General features: G+C 42.8%; 17 protein-coding genes. 14 read left to right on the top strand and 3 right to left on the bottom strand.

All coding sequences use genetic code 11. The features are described 5' to 3' along the window. On the bottom strand, positions 1 to 1,296 hold the full coding sequence (ftsY, locus tag KIH87_RS17895; RefSeq protein WP_232359210.1) for a signal recognition particle-docking protein FtsY: 1,296 nt from the start codon (positions 1,294 to 1,296) through the stop codon (positions 1 to 3). 101 nt (positions 1,297 to 1,397) lie between these two features. Here ftsY and rsmD point away from each other — a divergent pair, with 101 nt between their 5' ends. After that, positions 1,398 to 2,003, top strand: a complete 606-nt coding sequence (rsmD, locus tag KIH87_RS17890) for a 16S rRNA (guanine(966)-N(2))-methyltransferase RsmD (RefSeq protein WP_232359209.1) — start codon at positions 1,398 to 1,400, stop codon at positions 2,001 to 2,003. A gap of 59 nt (positions 2,004 to 2,062) precedes the next feature. Here rsmD and KIH87_RS17885 read toward each other — a convergent pair whose 3' ends face one another. Then, a complete protein-coding gene (locus tag KIH87_RS17885) occupies positions 2,063 to 2,644 on the bottom strand; it encodes a YjaG family protein (protein WP_232359208.1) in 582 nt (193 codons plus the stop codon). Positions 2,645 to 3,028: 384 nt separating this feature from the next. On the opposite strand from KIH87_RS17885, the gene KIH87_RS17880 reads away from it, so the two are divergent. Continuing rightward, the gene (locus KIH87_RS17880) at positions 3,029 to 3,211 is read left to right on the top strand and encodes a helix-turn-helix domain-containing protein (protein WP_232359207.1); all 183 of its coding nucleotides are present in this window, start codon (positions 3,029 to 3,031) and stop codon (positions 3,209 to 3,211) included. Positions 3,212 to 3,306: 95 nt separating this feature from the next. On the opposite strand, the gene pepB is transcribed toward KIH87_RS17880, so the two are convergent. Beyond that, positions 3,307 to 4,584, bottom strand: coding sequence for an aminopeptidase PepB (gene pepB, locus KIH87_RS17875; protein WP_232359206.1), 1,278 nt, complete (start codon positions 4,582 to 4,584; stop codon positions 3,307 to 3,309). A 102-nt stretch (positions 4,585 to 4,686) separates the two neighbouring features. Here pepB and sfsA point away from each other — a divergent pair, with 102 nt between their 5' ends. The 12 genes from sfsA (at position 4,687) to KIH87_RS17815 (ending at position 15,102) form a co-directional block, all read left to right on the top strand. After that, positions 4,687 to 5,391 (top strand): DNA/RNA nuclease SfsA, encoded by a 705-nt coding sequence (gene sfsA, locus KIH87_RS17870; RefSeq protein ID WP_232359205.1) that lies wholly within the window; start codon positions 4,687 to 4,689, stop codon positions 5,389 to 5,391. 190 nt (positions 5,392 to 5,581) lie between these two features. Continuing rightward, on the top strand, positions 5,582 to 6,031 hold the full coding sequence (dksA, locus tag KIH87_RS17865) for an RNA polymerase-binding protein DksA (protein WP_232359204.1): 450 nt from the start codon (positions 5,582 to 5,584) through the stop codon (positions 6,029 to 6,031). 124 nt (positions 6,032 to 6,155) lie between these two features. Further along, entirely contained in the window at positions 6,156 to 7,112 is a 957-nt protein-coding gene (gene gluQRS / locus KIH87_RS17860; protein ID WP_232359203.1) for a tRNA glutamyl-Q(34) synthetase GluQRS, read from the top strand. Positions 7,113 to 7,307: 195 nt separating this feature from the next. Then, entirely contained in the window at positions 7,308 to 8,609 is a 1,302-nt protein-coding gene (gene pcnB, locus KIH87_RS17855) for a polynucleotide adenylyltransferase PcnB (RefSeq protein WP_232361520.1), read from the top strand. Further along, complete coding sequence (gene folK / locus KIH87_RS17850; RefSeq protein WP_232359202.1) at positions 8,606 to 9,112, top strand: 2-amino-4-hydroxy-6-hydroxymethyldihydropteridine diphosphokinase; 507 nt, start codon at positions 8,606 to 8,608, stop codon at positions 9,110 to 9,112. Before pcnB ends, folK begins: the two co-directional genes overlap by 4 nt. Before the next feature lie 41 nt (positions 9,113 to 9,153). Then, positions 9,154 to 9,948, top strand: coding sequence for a 3-methyl-2-oxobutanoate hydroxymethyltransferase (panB, locus tag KIH87_RS17845; protein WP_232361519.1), 795 nt, complete (start codon positions 9,154 to 9,156; stop codon positions 9,946 to 9,948). A gap of 65 nt (positions 9,949 to 10,013) precedes the next feature. Continuing rightward, positions 10,014 to 10,865, top strand: coding sequence for a pantoate--beta-alanine ligase (gene panC, locus KIH87_RS17840; protein ID WP_232359201.1), 852 nt, complete (start codon positions 10,014 to 10,016; stop codon positions 10,863 to 10,865). 142 nt (positions 10,866 to 11,007) lie between these two features. Continuing rightward, positions 11,008 to 11,721 (top strand): EAL domain-containing protein, encoded by a 714-nt coding sequence (locus KIH87_RS17835; RefSeq protein ID WP_232359200.1) that lies wholly within the window; start codon positions 11,008 to 11,010, stop codon positions 11,719 to 11,721. Between the two features lie 443 nt (positions 11,722 to 12,164). Then, complete coding sequence (locus KIH87_RS17830; RefSeq protein ID WP_232359199.1) at positions 12,165 to 12,365, top strand: toxin co-regulated pilus biosynthesis Q family protein; 201 nt, start codon at positions 12,165 to 12,167, stop codon at positions 12,363 to 12,365. A gap of 283 nt (positions 12,366 to 12,648) precedes the next feature. Then, complete coding sequence (locus KIH87_RS17825; protein WP_232359198.1) at positions 12,649 to 13,908, top strand: type II secretion system protein GspD; 1,260 nt, start codon at positions 12,649 to 12,651, stop codon at positions 13,906 to 13,908. Next, positions 13,898 to 14,548: a hypothetical protein gene (locus KIH87_RS17820; RefSeq protein WP_232359197.1), complete on the top strand. Its 651-nt coding sequence runs from the start codon at positions 13,898 to 13,900 to the stop codon at positions 14,546 to 14,548. Before KIH87_RS17825 ends, KIH87_RS17820 begins: the two co-directional genes overlap by 11 nt. Continuing rightward, complete coding sequence (locus KIH87_RS17815; RefSeq protein ID WP_232359196.1) at positions 14,545 to 15,102, top strand: hypothetical protein; 558 nt, start codon at positions 14,545 to 14,547, stop codon at positions 15,100 to 15,102. The genes KIH87_RS17820 and KIH87_RS17815 overlap by 4 nt, the downstream gene beginning before the upstream one ends. Positions 15,103 to 15,108 lie beyond the last annotated feature (6 nt).

The raw sequence follows: 15,108 nt of genomic DNA, 5'->3' as shown, positions 1-15,108 counted from the left end.
TTAGTCGTTATGAGTGTCAAATAAAGCTTCGACAAAGTCTCTACTGTTGAAGCTGCGCAGATCATCGATGCCTTCACCAATACCAATGTAACGCACTGGTACTTTGAATTTCTCAGCCAGTGCAAAGATAACGCCGCCTTTTGCGGTGCCATCCAGTTTGGTCAAGGTGATCCCGGTTAAGCCGATTGCATCGTCGAATAACTTGGTTTGACTAATGGCGTTTTGCCCTGTGCCGGCATCAATGGTGAGCATGATTTCATGAGGCGCATTGGGCTCAATCTTTTTCATGACGCGTACGATCTTCTTCAATTCTTCCATCAGATGATCTTTGTTTTGCAAGCGCCCTGCGGTATCGGCAATAAGCACATCAATATTTCGAGCTTTGGCTGATTGCAAGGCATCATAAATCACTGAGGCGCTGTCTGAGCCTGTATCCTGCGCCACAACCGGTATTTTGTTGCGCTCGCCCCAAACTTTTAGCTGTTCTACTGCGGCAGCACGGAATGTATCGCCAGCGGCTAGCATGACTTTCTTTCCTTGCGCCTGAAACTGTTTCGCCATTTTACCTATGGTTGTGGTTTTACCCACACCATTAACGCCAACCATCAGGATAACAAAAGGTGTGTTTCCTGAATTAAGTTGTAGGGGGGCACTGATAGGCTCAAGCAATTCCGCCATTTGATTTTTTAAAACAGGATACAGTTTGTCTGCGTCTTTTAACTGTCCTCGTTCGGCTGATTCAGTTAACTTCTTGATAATATTGGTTGTGGTTTCAACGCCCAAATCAGCCATCAATAGCTGGGTTTCCAGATCCTCAAACAATTCGTCATCGATCTTTTTGCCCATGAACAGATTGGCAAAGCCGCTACCAATATTGGCTTTGGTTTTCGCTAAGCCTTGTTTTAAACGACTAAAGAAAGAAGGCTTTTCCTGAGGTTGCTCGCTGACTTCTTCAACTTTTTCCACTACCTCAGAAGGTGCAATTGGCTGGTTTTTAACGGAGTCTTGTTTTTCAATGTGCCCGGTTTCAATTTCCTTGGGTTCTACTGAAGCTAGCGGTGCGGATTCGCTCTTTTGCTCTGAAATGACTGCTTCTACAGCGGCAGGTGTCGCCACTTTTTCATCTGAAATTATATCGTTTTGTTCAGGAGTTACCTGTACTTGTGGGGAATTGTTGGAAATCTGTTCCTGAATGACTTCTGGTTCAGTTTGAGGGAGTTCCTGTCTGGATTCTTCCTGCTGTGGTGTATCTTGTGTTGGTTTATTTCGTTTCAGCCAACCGAAAAACTTGGACATAAACTCTGTAAATCCTGTGCGCAGCGTTAAGTTAAAGGGAATCGTTCGTAAAGTTATAGTAAGCTTTGCGGCAGATGATACCACAGGGGAATTCACACTCAATGCAGCACCGCAAAAAGCCTGCAAACAAAACAGTTCGGCAAGCCACTGGAGCCATTCGTATTATTAGTGGGCAATGGCGAGGCCGTAAACTACCGGTACTTGATGCAGAAGGGCTCAGACCTACAACAGATCGAACCAAGGAAACTCTGTTTAACTGGTTAATGAATGATGTTGCGGGACGTCGTTGTGTTGACGTATTTGCTGGAAGTGGCGGACTGGGATTTGAAGCATTGTCTCGAGGTGCGTCTCAAGTGACGTTTGTCGAATTAGATAAATCGGCATTCCAGATCATTGGTAATAATTTGAGAACGCTTAAGGTTGATGATGCAATGGCGCAAGTGTTTAACACCGATGCGCTTGCTTTTCTAAAGAGCTGTTCAGCTGAAAGTATCGATTTATTGTTTCTGGATCCGCCTTTTGGCAAAGGCCTGGTAGAAAAGGTTTTAAATCTTGTTTGGGAAAAGCAATTAATTGCTGCCGATGGCCTGATTTATGTGGAAATGGAGCAAGGTGCAGTGATGCCCACTTTGCCTGAACAATGGCAAGAACTGAAACTGAAAGAAACCAAGCAATTTAGTTATCGCCTAATCCATAAATGCGTTTGATCATCAACGCCTGAGTTTGCGAATTAGGCGAACATTACTAAGTGAGTTGGCAATAGCGGTTAGATTTCAATACCAATATTGCTGATACCTTCTTGTGTGACCATTTGGCGCAGGGCTTTAACGGTTTCTTTACTGCGCTTGGCATCTTTCAAATAATCCAAAAGTTCTTTTTGTGTTTCGATTTCCCACTGCATCAGAGGGTGAGCTTTAATTTCTTCACTGTTCGGCTCTTCTTCGCTGGTGGCATCAATGAAACTTTCCACTGTACCTTGAGATAATTTGCTGACGACCACGGCACCTTGTTCATCTTCTTTTTTCAACAAGTTAAACATGGCTGCCATCGACATCGCGCAATCTAAGGCAGGATACACTCCATAATGGTCGAACTGGTGTGTGTCGGGGGTGATTTCTTCCAACTTTTCCAACTGCACGTCAATGTTGACCTTCATCTTGGGGTCGATCACCCAGCTCCATAAAATTTGCAGTAGATTGTCCATAATTGAACTATCAGCAAACTCAGTCGCTGAACAGAACACTTGGTAGTTCGGAAGCATACGTTCAATAAGTGAGCATCCGAAAGCGATTGCCTTCCATTGATTTAATTCTCTTACGTCCTGAAATATTGTCAGTTTTTTATTCAAGGTTGTGCCATATTAAAAGTTAGTTAAAGCCGAAATGTAGAGAAACTCTTGCTTCTCAGCGTGAAAGAACGACTTTTCAAAAAAGTCTTTATGCTTACATTTCCACCGAGAATTCATGCGACTTGGCATTTAAGTTTCGATTATGCCTAAATTATGCTATGAATAAAAAGTGTAGGGGATATTTACTATTAAATTCCTCTGCAATTATTGCGGGAGTATTGTATTTCTCTTACAAATACTTCTCATCATTGTGAAGATGTTTTGGCGATATCTACAGGATATTGCTGTTGTTTCTAAATTTACAACAATGTATCTGGTTGGCATAACGAAATAAGTAGGTTTATATACCTGATAAGTACCAGATGGCTGTTTGAGGAATTTTCGATGAGTTTGATGACTGTTGAAGAAGTAGCGTCATATTTGGGAGTCCAGGACGTAAGGGTTGAGCGACTAGAAAGAGAGAGTCTGTTGGTGTCGAAAGACAAAGATGCCGACGGAAAACCCTTATTTGATAGAGAGGACGTCGAGAGATATAAAGAGTTTGCGCAGAGAATTGGCGGCATTTAATCTTCATCAAAAAGGCATTAAGATTTATTCTTAATGCCTTTTTTATTGGATTCTCTTCCCTTCTTTTTATTCCACGAGAATAAAAAGAATTCAGATTATTGTTTTAACAGCAATTCAGCGATGGTTCTGAAACCCGACGCTGTGCCCCCAGCTGAGCGCGTGCTGGTGGGGCTGTTCAAAAATGCTCCGGCTAAATCCAGGTGTACCCAGCCCTGCCCATTATTGGGAACGAATCGAGATAAGAATCCTGCTGCATTACTCGCGCCACCGCTGCCGCCACCTTTTTCCGCTCTACTATTACCGGTATCTGCGTAAGGCGATGGGCATTTTTCTTGATGAAATGGAGCAAGTGGCAAAGCCCATGCGGGTTCATTTACGCTATTTGCAAGACGCACGGTTTTTTCGCGTAGCTCATCGTCCATCGTGAAAACCGCGTTGTAGTCATAGCCTAATGCAACAATTGCAGCACCAGTTAGCGTAGCTGCGTCAATAATCATCTTGGCGCCACTTTCGCCAGCAGCTAAAAGGCCATCAGCTAATACCAAACGACCTTCAGCGTCAGTATTGAGGATCTCAACGGTAACGCCGTTTTTGTAGGTTAGAATATCGCCTAGCTTAAACGCGTGTCCGCTAACCAGATTTTCTGCACAGCATAGGAATAGCTTAACGCGCTGTTGTAAGCCTTGGTAAATAGCAAGCCCTAATGCGCCGGAAACTGTTGCTGCACCGGCCATATCGCATTTCATATAAGACATGGAGTCACTGGGTTTTAGGCTGTAACCACCGCTGTCATAGGTAATGCCTTTGCCAACCAATGCAGCAGACACTGGCGCATCGGGGTTACCTGTTGGATTGAAATCGATCTCTAACAAAACTGGCGGTCTGTCGCTGCCACGACCCACATTATAAACGCCAACCCAGCCAGCTTCTTTTAGCTCTTCACCTGTCCAGCGTTTGCAAGTGATATGATCACCCGCAATATCTTTCAGCCAGTCTTCTACTTTTTGGCTTAGGCTTTCCGGGAAAATATCTTCAGGTGAACCGTTGACCAAATTGCGTGCAAATTGGTATACCGCGAAACGTTTGCTCAGTTCATCTTTATTTTGATTTTCACACCATTCCACGCTGTTGTTTTTGGCTGGGGTATCAAAGCCAAGCGCGAAAGCCCACTGTTGTTCTATATTCCATTCACCAACCAGTTGAGCTTGTGAGCAAAAGCCATCCAGCTTTCGAGCGGCTTTTTGTATTTTTACCAGGGAGTCATTGTTATCGATATGGATGACAGCGGATGATTCTGTGAAGGAAACAAGGGCGTTTTTACCCCATTGCGAGGGAGCTGATTCTTGAGAAAGAGAAACCGAGAGTTTTGACATGCTCATTCCTATTATTATGATGCGTTAGTTTTCGTGTCGGGTTGAATATCAACCTAGGTGAAATTGTTCTTAATCTTATAACTCACAATTCAAGGTCACAACATGCGGTTTGAAACAAATCTTTTGCCTGGAACGTTAATTAAGCGATACAAGCGATTTTTTGCCGACGTTGAATTAGAGGACGGACGCTTGGTAACTGCACATTGTCCAAATACGGGGGCAATGACTGGTTGTGCAGATCCCGGGAGTCGTGTATACCTATCAGAACATAACAATCCAAACCGGAAATTAAAATTTACCTGGGAGATTGTTATTAATTCGCAGGGAGACTGGATAGGGGTGAATACACACAAAGCCAATATCCTTGTTGAAGAAGCGATTCTCGCCGGAAAGATCGATACCTTTGCCGGGTATGATAGCCTGAAACGAGAAGTAAAATACGGGCAAGAGCGCAGCCGCATTGATCTCTTCCTGCAAGGAGCTGATCAGTTAGATTGTTATGTTGAAGTAAAATCTGTGACATTGAAGCAGGATGGAATTGGGTATTTTCCAGATGCGGTTACAGAACGTGGGCAGAAACATTTGCGTGAATTGGTATCCATTGCGCAAGCCGGACATCGGTCAGTATTGTTTTTTTGTGTGCAACATACGGGTATTAATGAAGTGTGTGTTGCGGAACATATCGATCCCGCTTATGCGCAGTTGTGTCGTGAAGCACGGCAACAAGGAGTTGAAGTGATTGCTTGGAGAGCAGCAATTGATCCTGAAAATATATATTTAAATCAATCTCTTCCAGTTAATTTGTGAGATTTGTATTGAATTTCTCAAGGTCGTTGCCATATCACCGCTTTTCTCGATGAGCCGCGTACCGCGCTATGCGCCGCTGCCTTGACATATTTGCTAATGGGCTAATGTCTTGCTAGAAGGATAGCTTTCTGATATAGATACCGCCCTTAAGCTTTTAAGCTACTGTATTGCAGTTTAGGAGAATTGGCCTATGCCAACTGATAACAATTCAAAATCTTTGGGATTACTGGCGCTAGCAGGGTTACAGCCCTACCAGGAAAAACCAGACGAAGAGTATATGAACGAAGCGCAACGTGCGCACTTTCATAAGCTGTTGTCTGTTTGGCGCGACCAACTGCGTGAAGAAGTAGACAGAACGGTTCACCACATGCAGGACGAAGCTGCCAACTTCCCTGATCCGGTCGATCGTGCAGCCCAGGAAGAAGAGTTTAGTTTGGAGCTTCGCACCAGAGACCGCGAGCGTAAACTGATCAAGAAAATTGAAAAAACCCTGAAGCGTATCGAAGACGACGACTTTGGTTTTTGCGATGCCTGTGGCATTGAAATCGGGGTTAAACGATTGGAAGCAAGACCCACTGCTGATTTGTGCATTGATTGCAAAACAATGGCAGAAATTAAAGAAAAGCAATTGCTTGGTTAAATTCTACCTTGCACAAACAAAAGCTGCTTTAGGCAGCTTTTGTTGTTTTTAGCGATTAACGTTGGTGATTAATAGTAATCCCGATTGATGTGTTTCAATATCATCCTCTGTGAAAAATATCTGTATGCATTCATCTGAATCATTCCCGCCAATTCAGAGTAACAACGTAAGTAATGAATATCGTGGGCGTTTTGCACCATCACCTTCAGGAGCCTTGCATTTTGGTTCGTTGGTAGCAGCAGTTGGTGGTTATTTACAGGCAAAAACACAGCAAGGGAAATGGTTACTGCGTATTGATGATATCGATCCGCCGAGACAAGATCCTGAGGCAATCGATCTGATACAACGTAGCTTGGAAGCGCATCATCTATTTTGGGATGAGAGCATTATTTTCCAAAGCCAGCAAAGTCAGGTTTATGATGATGTTATTGAATGGTTGCAGCAACAAGGGCTTTCTTATTATTGCCAATGTACTCGCAAGCAGATTCATGCTGAGGGCGGCGTGTACCTTGGACATTGTCGAGAGCTGAATTTAGGTTCGCACGACCATTCAATGCGTTTTAGAAATGATGCCGAAAGCTTTGAGTTTACCGATGCATTATTGGGGCATATCTCATTCCCTAAAAATATTGCTGGGGAAGATTTTATTATCAAACGTAAAGATGGATTATATGCCTATCACTTGGCATCGGTCGTTGATGATATTCAATTTGGCATCACCGAGGTAGTCCGAGGCGCTGATTTGCTGTATCCCAGTGCTTGCCAACTAGCGCTGTTTGAAGCTTTACACGCCAAGCCGCCAAATATGTTGCATTTACCTGTTGCGGTATTTAGTCCGGGACGTAAATTAAGCAAGCAGGGACATGCGCAGCCGCTTAGAGATAAGTTGGCGTCAGAAAATCTTTATTTGGCTTTAGCATTTTTAGGACTTCCTGTTCCGGCTACAATCATGCATGATACGCCAGAAAATATTTTGCGGTGGGGCGCTGAAAATTGGCGTGTCGGCTCACTGTATGCTAAACCAGAGAGAGAAATGGCAAGCTTTCTGTCGCAATTTAATTGTGACCATTTTTCTTACTGATTTTTATAAAAAGTGACACAAATAGAGTCGTTTTAGTGCTGACTAATAATAGGTTAATGTAAGGTCTGTAGGGTGGAGGACAGAGCTATTATTTCAAGGGTGATAGACAAAATAAGAAAGGTACTGACCGATCAGGAACAACCTAAGCAATCGGAGCAGGATGCCACACCTGAGGTGATCCTCAAGGCGCGTATCATCCCGCGTGCTGAACATCAGATTTCCCGTGAAGATATCAGCGATAATGCATTGAAGGTGTTGTATCGGTTGCATAATGCCGGTTTTCAGGCCTATTTGGTCGGTGGATGCGTGCGTGACCTAATGTTGGGATTGCATCCCAAAGATTTCGATGTCGCGACTGATGCAACGCCTGAACAGGTGAAAGGCCTGTTCCGTAATTGCCGTCTAATCGGACGCCGCTTTCGTTTGGCTCATATTATCTTTGGGCGTGAAATCATTGAGGTCGCGACTTTCCGTGGGCATCACGTTCCAGAAGAAACGGAAGCTCCTGTTGGCAAGAAGGTAACCAGTCATCAAAATCAGCATGGTCAGTTAATTCGAGACAATGTTTTTGGAAGCATTGAAGAAGATGCCGAGCGTCGAGATTTTAGCTTCAACGCAATGTATTACAACATTGCCGATTTCACAGTTACCGATTTTGCTAATGGTGTTGAATCTCTGAAAAAGAGAGAAATTGTTCTGATTGGCGATCCGGAAACCCGCTATCGCGAAGATCCGGTAAGAATGCTGCGAGCTATTCGCTTCGCCGCCAAACTGAACATGAATATTGACTCTAAAACGGCAGAACTTATTCCTCAACTGGCTCCCTTGCTGGCTAATATTCCACCTGCAAGGCTGTTCGAAGAAGTGTCTAAATTAATGCTGTTGGGCAGTGGTTTGAAAACCTTTGTTTTACTACAAGAATACAAGCTGTTTGGGCAGTTATTCCCGCAATTGCAACCCTTTTTGGATAATCAGAAGGGCAGGGAATATCAGTTGCTGGAAAAAGTGTTGAGTAACACAGATAACCGCATCAATAGTGGTTTACGTATCACTCCAGCCTTTTTCTATGCCGCGAGCTTATGGTATTGCGTGGAAGATCGTATGCAACAGCATATGGGAGAAGGTGGCTTACCCGCTCACGATGCCTTTAATTTGGCGATTACCGACGTGTTATCGCGTCAGGTACAAAGGATCATGATCCCGAAACGCTTTACCACGCCTATTCGCGATATTTGGTATTTGCAGCAACGCTTGAGTAAGCGTTTGGGGCGCAGAGCCTATATTACGATGGAACATCCGCGCTTTAGAGCTGCATATGATTTTCTGCTGATTCGTTCAGAAATTGAAGGCGGTGAATTAACCGAGTTGGCGCAATGGTGGACTGAGTTTCAGGAAGCCGCCCCCGGAAAGCAGAAGAAAATGCAATCTTCATTGCGTAATAATGAGGGCGGAAACCGTCGCCGTAGCCGACCGAATAAGCCGAGAAAGCCTTCGTGAGTATAAGCGCTTTCATTGGATTGGGAAGTAATCTGGAGCAACCCGCCGAGCAGTTGCGTAGTGCCATCAAGGACATGAGCAATATTCCCGAGACCAATGTTCAATTGGTCTCGTCGTTTTATCTGAGTCGTCCTATGGGGCCTTCAGATCAACCCGACTATGTGAATGCGGTTGCTGAGTTGCAAACTGAACTGGATTGTCATTCTTTATTGCATGAACTGCAGCGTATTGAATTGCAGCATGGGCGAGTAAGAAAAGAACAACGATGGGGAGCAAGAACTCTGGACTTGGACATCCTTCTTTATGGTGATGAGGTGATTAACGAACCTGACCTCATCGTTCCGCATTATGGTATGAAGTCGCGAGAATTTGTTTTATATCCCTTGGCCGAAATCTCTTCTGAACTCATTTTGCCTTGTGGCACGGTTTTAAAAGAGCTTCTGGTTCAGGTGCCTGAAAACGGTATAAAAAGACTCCCGAATGAAATTGGCAATCCCGGTTAAAATCCGTATAGTGCGTGTTTTTTGATGATTGGGGCTAGATGATGAAGAAAGTAACGACTTCCACATTGCGAAAGATGAAGCAAGATGGGGAAAAGATTACGGTCTTGACCGCTTATGATGCTAGCTTCGCAAAATTATTTGACGAGCAAGGCGTTGAAGTCTTGTTGATTGGGGACTCACTGGGCATGGTACTGCAAGGTATGGATGATACCTTGTCGGTTACGGTGGACGATATCGCCTATCATACCCGAGCGGTACGCAAAGGTACGCAACGCGCTTTGGTTGTAGCCGATATGCCGTTCATGACCTACGCCACAACAGAGCAAGCTTATCAAAGCGCTGCTCAGCTCATGGCTTCTGGTGCCAATATGGTAAAACTGGAAGGTGGTGAGTGGTTGTTACCGACTATCGCAGGCTTGGTTCAGCGTGGCATTCCTGTGTGCGGACATTTGGGCTTAACGCCGCAATCCGTTAACGTTTTCGGTGGCTTTAAGGTTCAGGGGCGTTTACCTGAACAAGCTCAGAAAATGATTGATGATGCAGTCGCATTAGCTCAAGCGGGCATTCAAATGTTGGTACTTGAGTGTGTTCCGTCAGCATTGGCAGAAGCGATTTCCAAGGCGATAGATGTGCCAGTGATTGGTATTGGTGCTGGCGTGAAAACCGATGGGCAGGTGCTGGTTATGCACGATATGCTTGGAATTAGCGCTAATTATATGCCTAAGTTCTCCAAAAACTACCTGAACGAGCATGGTGATATCCGTGCTGCCGTGGCAGCTTTCATTAAAGAAGTTAAAGAAGGTGTGTTTCCTGGAACTGAACATAGTTTTGAATAATTATTTTGGGACAAGTCGTCGATACCAGCTGGGATGGTGCTAAATCAACGTAATATTAAAAAGTTATGCAAGTAATCAATGAAATCCTCCCGTTACGGGAACAGCGTAGAAAGTGGCAAATCGAAGGTAAGGTTATCGGCTTTGTGCCAACCATGGGAAACTTGCATGATGGGCATTTGGATTTGGTGCGAAGAGCCAGAGAAAAATGTGACGTGGTTGTCGTATCCATTTTTGTGAACCCAATGCAATTTGGGCCCAATGAAGATCTTGATGCTTACCCTCGAACCATGGACGCAGATTGCAAAGCGCTTGAAGCTCTGGGAGTCAACTGCGTATTTGTGCCTAAAGTCGAAGATATTTATGCTCGCGGTTTAGAGCAACAAACATTTGTAGAAGTGCCCGGCTTGTCTTACATGATTTGCGGTGCGAGTCGTCCGGGGCATTTTCGTGGTGTTGCTACCATTGTTTGTAAATTGTTCAACATGGTACAGCCCAATCATGCCTTTTTCGGCGAGAAGGACTTTCAACAATTGCAGGTTATCAAGGGAATGGTTCAAGACTTGTCCATGAATTTAACCATTCACGGCGTTCCTACTCGCAGAGAAGAAGATGGTTTAGCCATGAGTTCTCGCAATAATTATTTATCGGTCGAAGAACGTCAGAGAGCTTCCAGGATATATGAAACGATTAGCTTGGTAGCTGATGCTATTTTGCAGGGACGACGTGATTTTACCGCCTTGATTGCTGAGCATAAGGCATTATTAAATCAATCTGGGTTCAAGGTTGATTATATTGAAATTCGCTCTGCTTCGACCTTGTTACATCCAAGCCATGAAGAGAAAAACCTGGTGATATTGTGTGCTGCCTTTTTAGGAAAAACACGATTGATTGACAATATCCAGGTTGATTTGGATTAAATAACCTGAACTATTCAGGTTAAATAGGAATTCAAAAGGTATCGCTTTAAATACCAGCTGCATAAAAAGTATTCAGTATTTTTACGCTTTTTTTGGCTTTAGTGCTATATATTAAGGGTACTTCGGTCAAATCGCGATTTTTATGCAAGTACAAACAGTGAAGGGTAACTTTCCTTTGGATAGTATCGTACCCTTCTTTCAACCTATTATGGACATGTCAGACAATGTGGTCTGGAGCTACGAGTGTTTGGCTCGATTGGTAACCCAATCGGAGCAAACATTCTTGCCCAGCGAATTTCTACATTTAGTTGAAAATCAACGTTGTAGCAGCGAACTGACCCAAAGAATGTTCCATCACAGCGCTCAATACTTTAGAGATCGCAATACAGGCTGGAGCATCAATATCAGTGAGCGGGATGTGTTAGATCCTCTCACCACTCGTTTTTTAAGTGAATACCTTTCTCAATACCCGAATACCAAGCGCGTTAGTCTTGAGTTAATGGCGGAAACGGTTACCAAATACCCCAAAGAATTTAATGCCTTTCTGGTCGCCTGTAAGGATATGGATATTAAGTTGGTAATAGACAACTTCCGTAATGTGTCGGCGGGTATCACCGATGTTCTGGATATGCCCATTGATGGTATTAAAATTGAAGCGGATATTCTTGCCCGGATGCTGAAAGACAAGGTTTCTCACCGTTTACTTCGAAATTTGCGCTCCAAGGCTCAGAAAAACAATATTATTGTCATTGCTGAGCATATTGAAGATCAGGAAAGCCTGGCCGCAGTGACCTCTCTTGATATTCGTTACGGCCAAGGTTTCTATTTTAGTAAGCCGCAATCAAGATTAAGTTAACCCCATATATGGGGTTAAGTTAGTTTTATTTCATTTCTTCTTTTAAAACTTAATTTTGGCATGGGTTATTGATAAATAACCCATGCCAAAATGATTATAAATTTCATATTTTTGAAAATCCTCCCCTTAATATCAAGAGTCTTTTTATTGTTACCCTAAAGACTCCTAAATATCCATTTTGTTTTTTTTATTGATTTTTGATTAATAAAATAACCTTGTTGGTATTTTGATTTTACTGTCTAAAATAACAACTTTTAGCGATTTGTATTAGTTGATAATGTGAATTTAATATTGTTTGTATTTTGTTGTTTATGAATCGTATTTTATTTCTGGTTTTTATATTTATAAGTTTAGGCGCTAATTCTCAGGAAGAAATTAATAACTTGGAGCAGGGAGTTACATTTTCCTTACGTTCTGGCTTCTTAAAGCAAAATTTGGAAAGAATGTTTGAGCACAACAGTAACTATCAGTTGTTATGGGAAGTGAGCGACCGTCATGAGGTTCTGGTTGGCGCGGATGTGCATGCCAGAGATATCTATCATATGACAGATCAAATTATCTCCGCTTACGTAACACCAAAACAAATAAAAGCCCAGTTCTTTACCAAGAATAAAGTGGTTAGGGTTTATTACGCTGACAGATGAGTTTAATTTTATGTTGCTGAGAGTTTTTGTTGTCTTTTTTTCTCTGTTGTTAGCATCCTGTTCTAATTTGAATAGTCAAATATCAGAAATACAGAATCGTCTAGATGAAGTTAATAATTCAATTGAAAATAAGAAAAATAATAATCTCAAAAGGCTTAAAAACGTCCAGATTATAGATGCTTTTTATGCTCCCCCACTTTCTCAAAGTGTATTAAATAAACCTGGTTGGTGGTTTGAAGAAATTCCATTTATAAGTGGTCAGAATATTTCCTTATCTGATTTAATGAAGCAACTTGCAAAGGAATATAGCGTTTCTTATCAGTTCACCGAAGAGAGCTTCTCTGATAAAACCATTAATATTACTTTTCAAGGTGATGTTGGTGAGCTAATACGGCAGGTTGCGTCGCTTGCGAATTTACATTTTACATTAAAAGATAACTTAATTATTTGGCATCAATTTGAAACCAGAGTATTTGATGTCAGTTTTATTCCTGGTGCTTCCCAATATTCACTGGGTCAGCGTCTTGAGAATAGTCAGGATACAGACTCTTATCTAACATCGTCGGATACGCTGCAGTCAGATTCTGAAAGTATTCCTAAATCCGAAAGATCAAATTACTCAATGAACAGTGATATTTGGAATGAACTTAATATCACGGTAAAGAGTATCTTAAGCCCTAAAGGCATTCATTCGATATCTCAATCCAGCTCGACTCTTACGGTAAAAGACAAGCCTTGGAAATTGGATGAAATTGAACAGTATATCCAACGACTAAACGATAAGCTTTCCCAGCAGATCTACATCGATGTGCAGGTTATAGAAGTGCGCATGAACGATGGTATGGATTATGGAATTAACTGGGATATTGTAAAGCAATCAATGTCGTTGGGTGGAGCTGTAGAGTTTGGTACAGGTTTCTCCAACTTCGATGTGAATGCCCCTGTTACGTTAAATGCATCAATCACTGATGCCACATCACAGTATGCGGGCAGCTCATTACTCATCAATGCACTGGAAGAGCAAGGCCAAGTGAGTGTGGTCAGTTCTCCTCGAGTAGTCACCTTAAACAATCAAATGGCTGAAATAGCCATTACAGAGCAAATTACCTATCTTGCCTCTTCGTCATCCAGAACCACTGCAAATGTAGGGGCAGAAACCATACTCAGACCTGGAGTCGTACAAGCAGGACTGGAGCTTTATGTCTTGCCATTATTGGTTGGCGATGAAGTGCTTCTACAGGTGTTTGGCACTTTCTCTACCTTGCAAGATATTACAACCGTGGAATCGAACAATTCCAAGATACAAGCTCCGAACGTCAGAAATAAACGCATTTTACAAAAAGCCAAAGTGACTTTGGGCGACACATTAATGTTGGCTGGATTCAAGAACTCCCGCAATCAGGTAAAAGAGCGAGGACTGTTTGGTCAGCCTTGGTTATCAGGCAGTAAATCTTACGACCAACAAAGTAGCGAAATGCTCATCCTGCTATCACCGCACGTACTGAACGGCGGTACACGAACGGGAGAGCTCTATGGTCATTAGGTTTTCGTTGCTATGCGCATGTCTCTTTTTATTGGTTGGCTGTTTTGATTTTTTTGGTAAGGAAGAAAAGTATGATGGTTTGATCGAGCTGCTCACCAAAGATGGGACTAACGTTAAGATGGTCTTCGATGGGCTCCTGATAGATGCCAGTGACTATCAAGAGTTGCAGGGATGGGAAGTCAATAAAATCAAACTGGTTAGCAACCATAGCTTTTATTTCCTGAAAAATCGTAACGGCACGCTAGCCCAACTCCAAGACTGGGCCACCCAACATTATTTCTTTGTCAATGTCGATCATAACGGTACAGCTCTGGTTAGAAGTCAGAAAAATCTTCCTGTGCTTACGGAAGCAAAACTAATGAATATCTCGGATGTGTCGGCTTATTTGCTGGACGCATTCAGATTTACTTTACCCAATAAACCCCCTCCTCTTTTTGAAGAAGATGAAGAGCATAACGAAGCCTATTTTACCCGCATTGTAAGAATACAGTTGAAGCAATACTCATATCAGGACTTGCTGGACTTGGGGACTTTAATTGATGGCCTGCCTATTTCATTTTCATATGCAGAACTTGACGTCTCTGACTCTGAAGGACTTAGCGGAGAAATTAGCCTGAAAATGGTTGGAGTTAACTCATGAATAAACGTACTTCGATGATCCTGGCTGCATTGTTTGGGATATTTATCCTTGTCACCCAAGTCTTGGCAGACAAAGGAACGGATATACAACCATTACTAGCAAAAGTGCCATCACTTGATGAAGTCGAAGCCGCCGCCAAACTCATTAAAAACGGTTTATCAGAGAGTGAAGTGGCAGAAAATATCATCGCTGCCAATTCTTGGAGACAGCAGCAACTTGTTAACGATATTAATCGCTTAAAGCTGCAGGAAATAAAACAAAATCTGGAGCATGAAAAACTTCAAAACGAGCTAACCAAATTACAGGTTGAAAGACAGCATTTACTGGCGCAAAGCCAGAAGGGCGAATCAGAATCCGATCCCATTGCAAACATTTCTTTAACTTCAATATATGCAGACAAGCAAGGGGTTCTGAAGGCGACCTTAAAAACCCAATATGGAGATGTCACCGTCAGGCGAGGCTATAAGGTTTCGGGCTTGATAGTGAGTGAGATTGGAACTCAACATATCTTGTTACTGCATAAGGAAAAGGCATATCCCATGTATATCAATTAGCGGTAC

Source organism: Paraneptunicella aestuarii (genome assembly GCF_019900845.1).
GTDB lineage: Bacteria > Pseudomonadota > Gammaproteobacteria > Enterobacterales > Alteromonadaceae > Paraneptunicella > Paraneptunicella aestuarii.
This window is presented reverse-complemented; position numbering and strand designations above follow the sequence as displayed.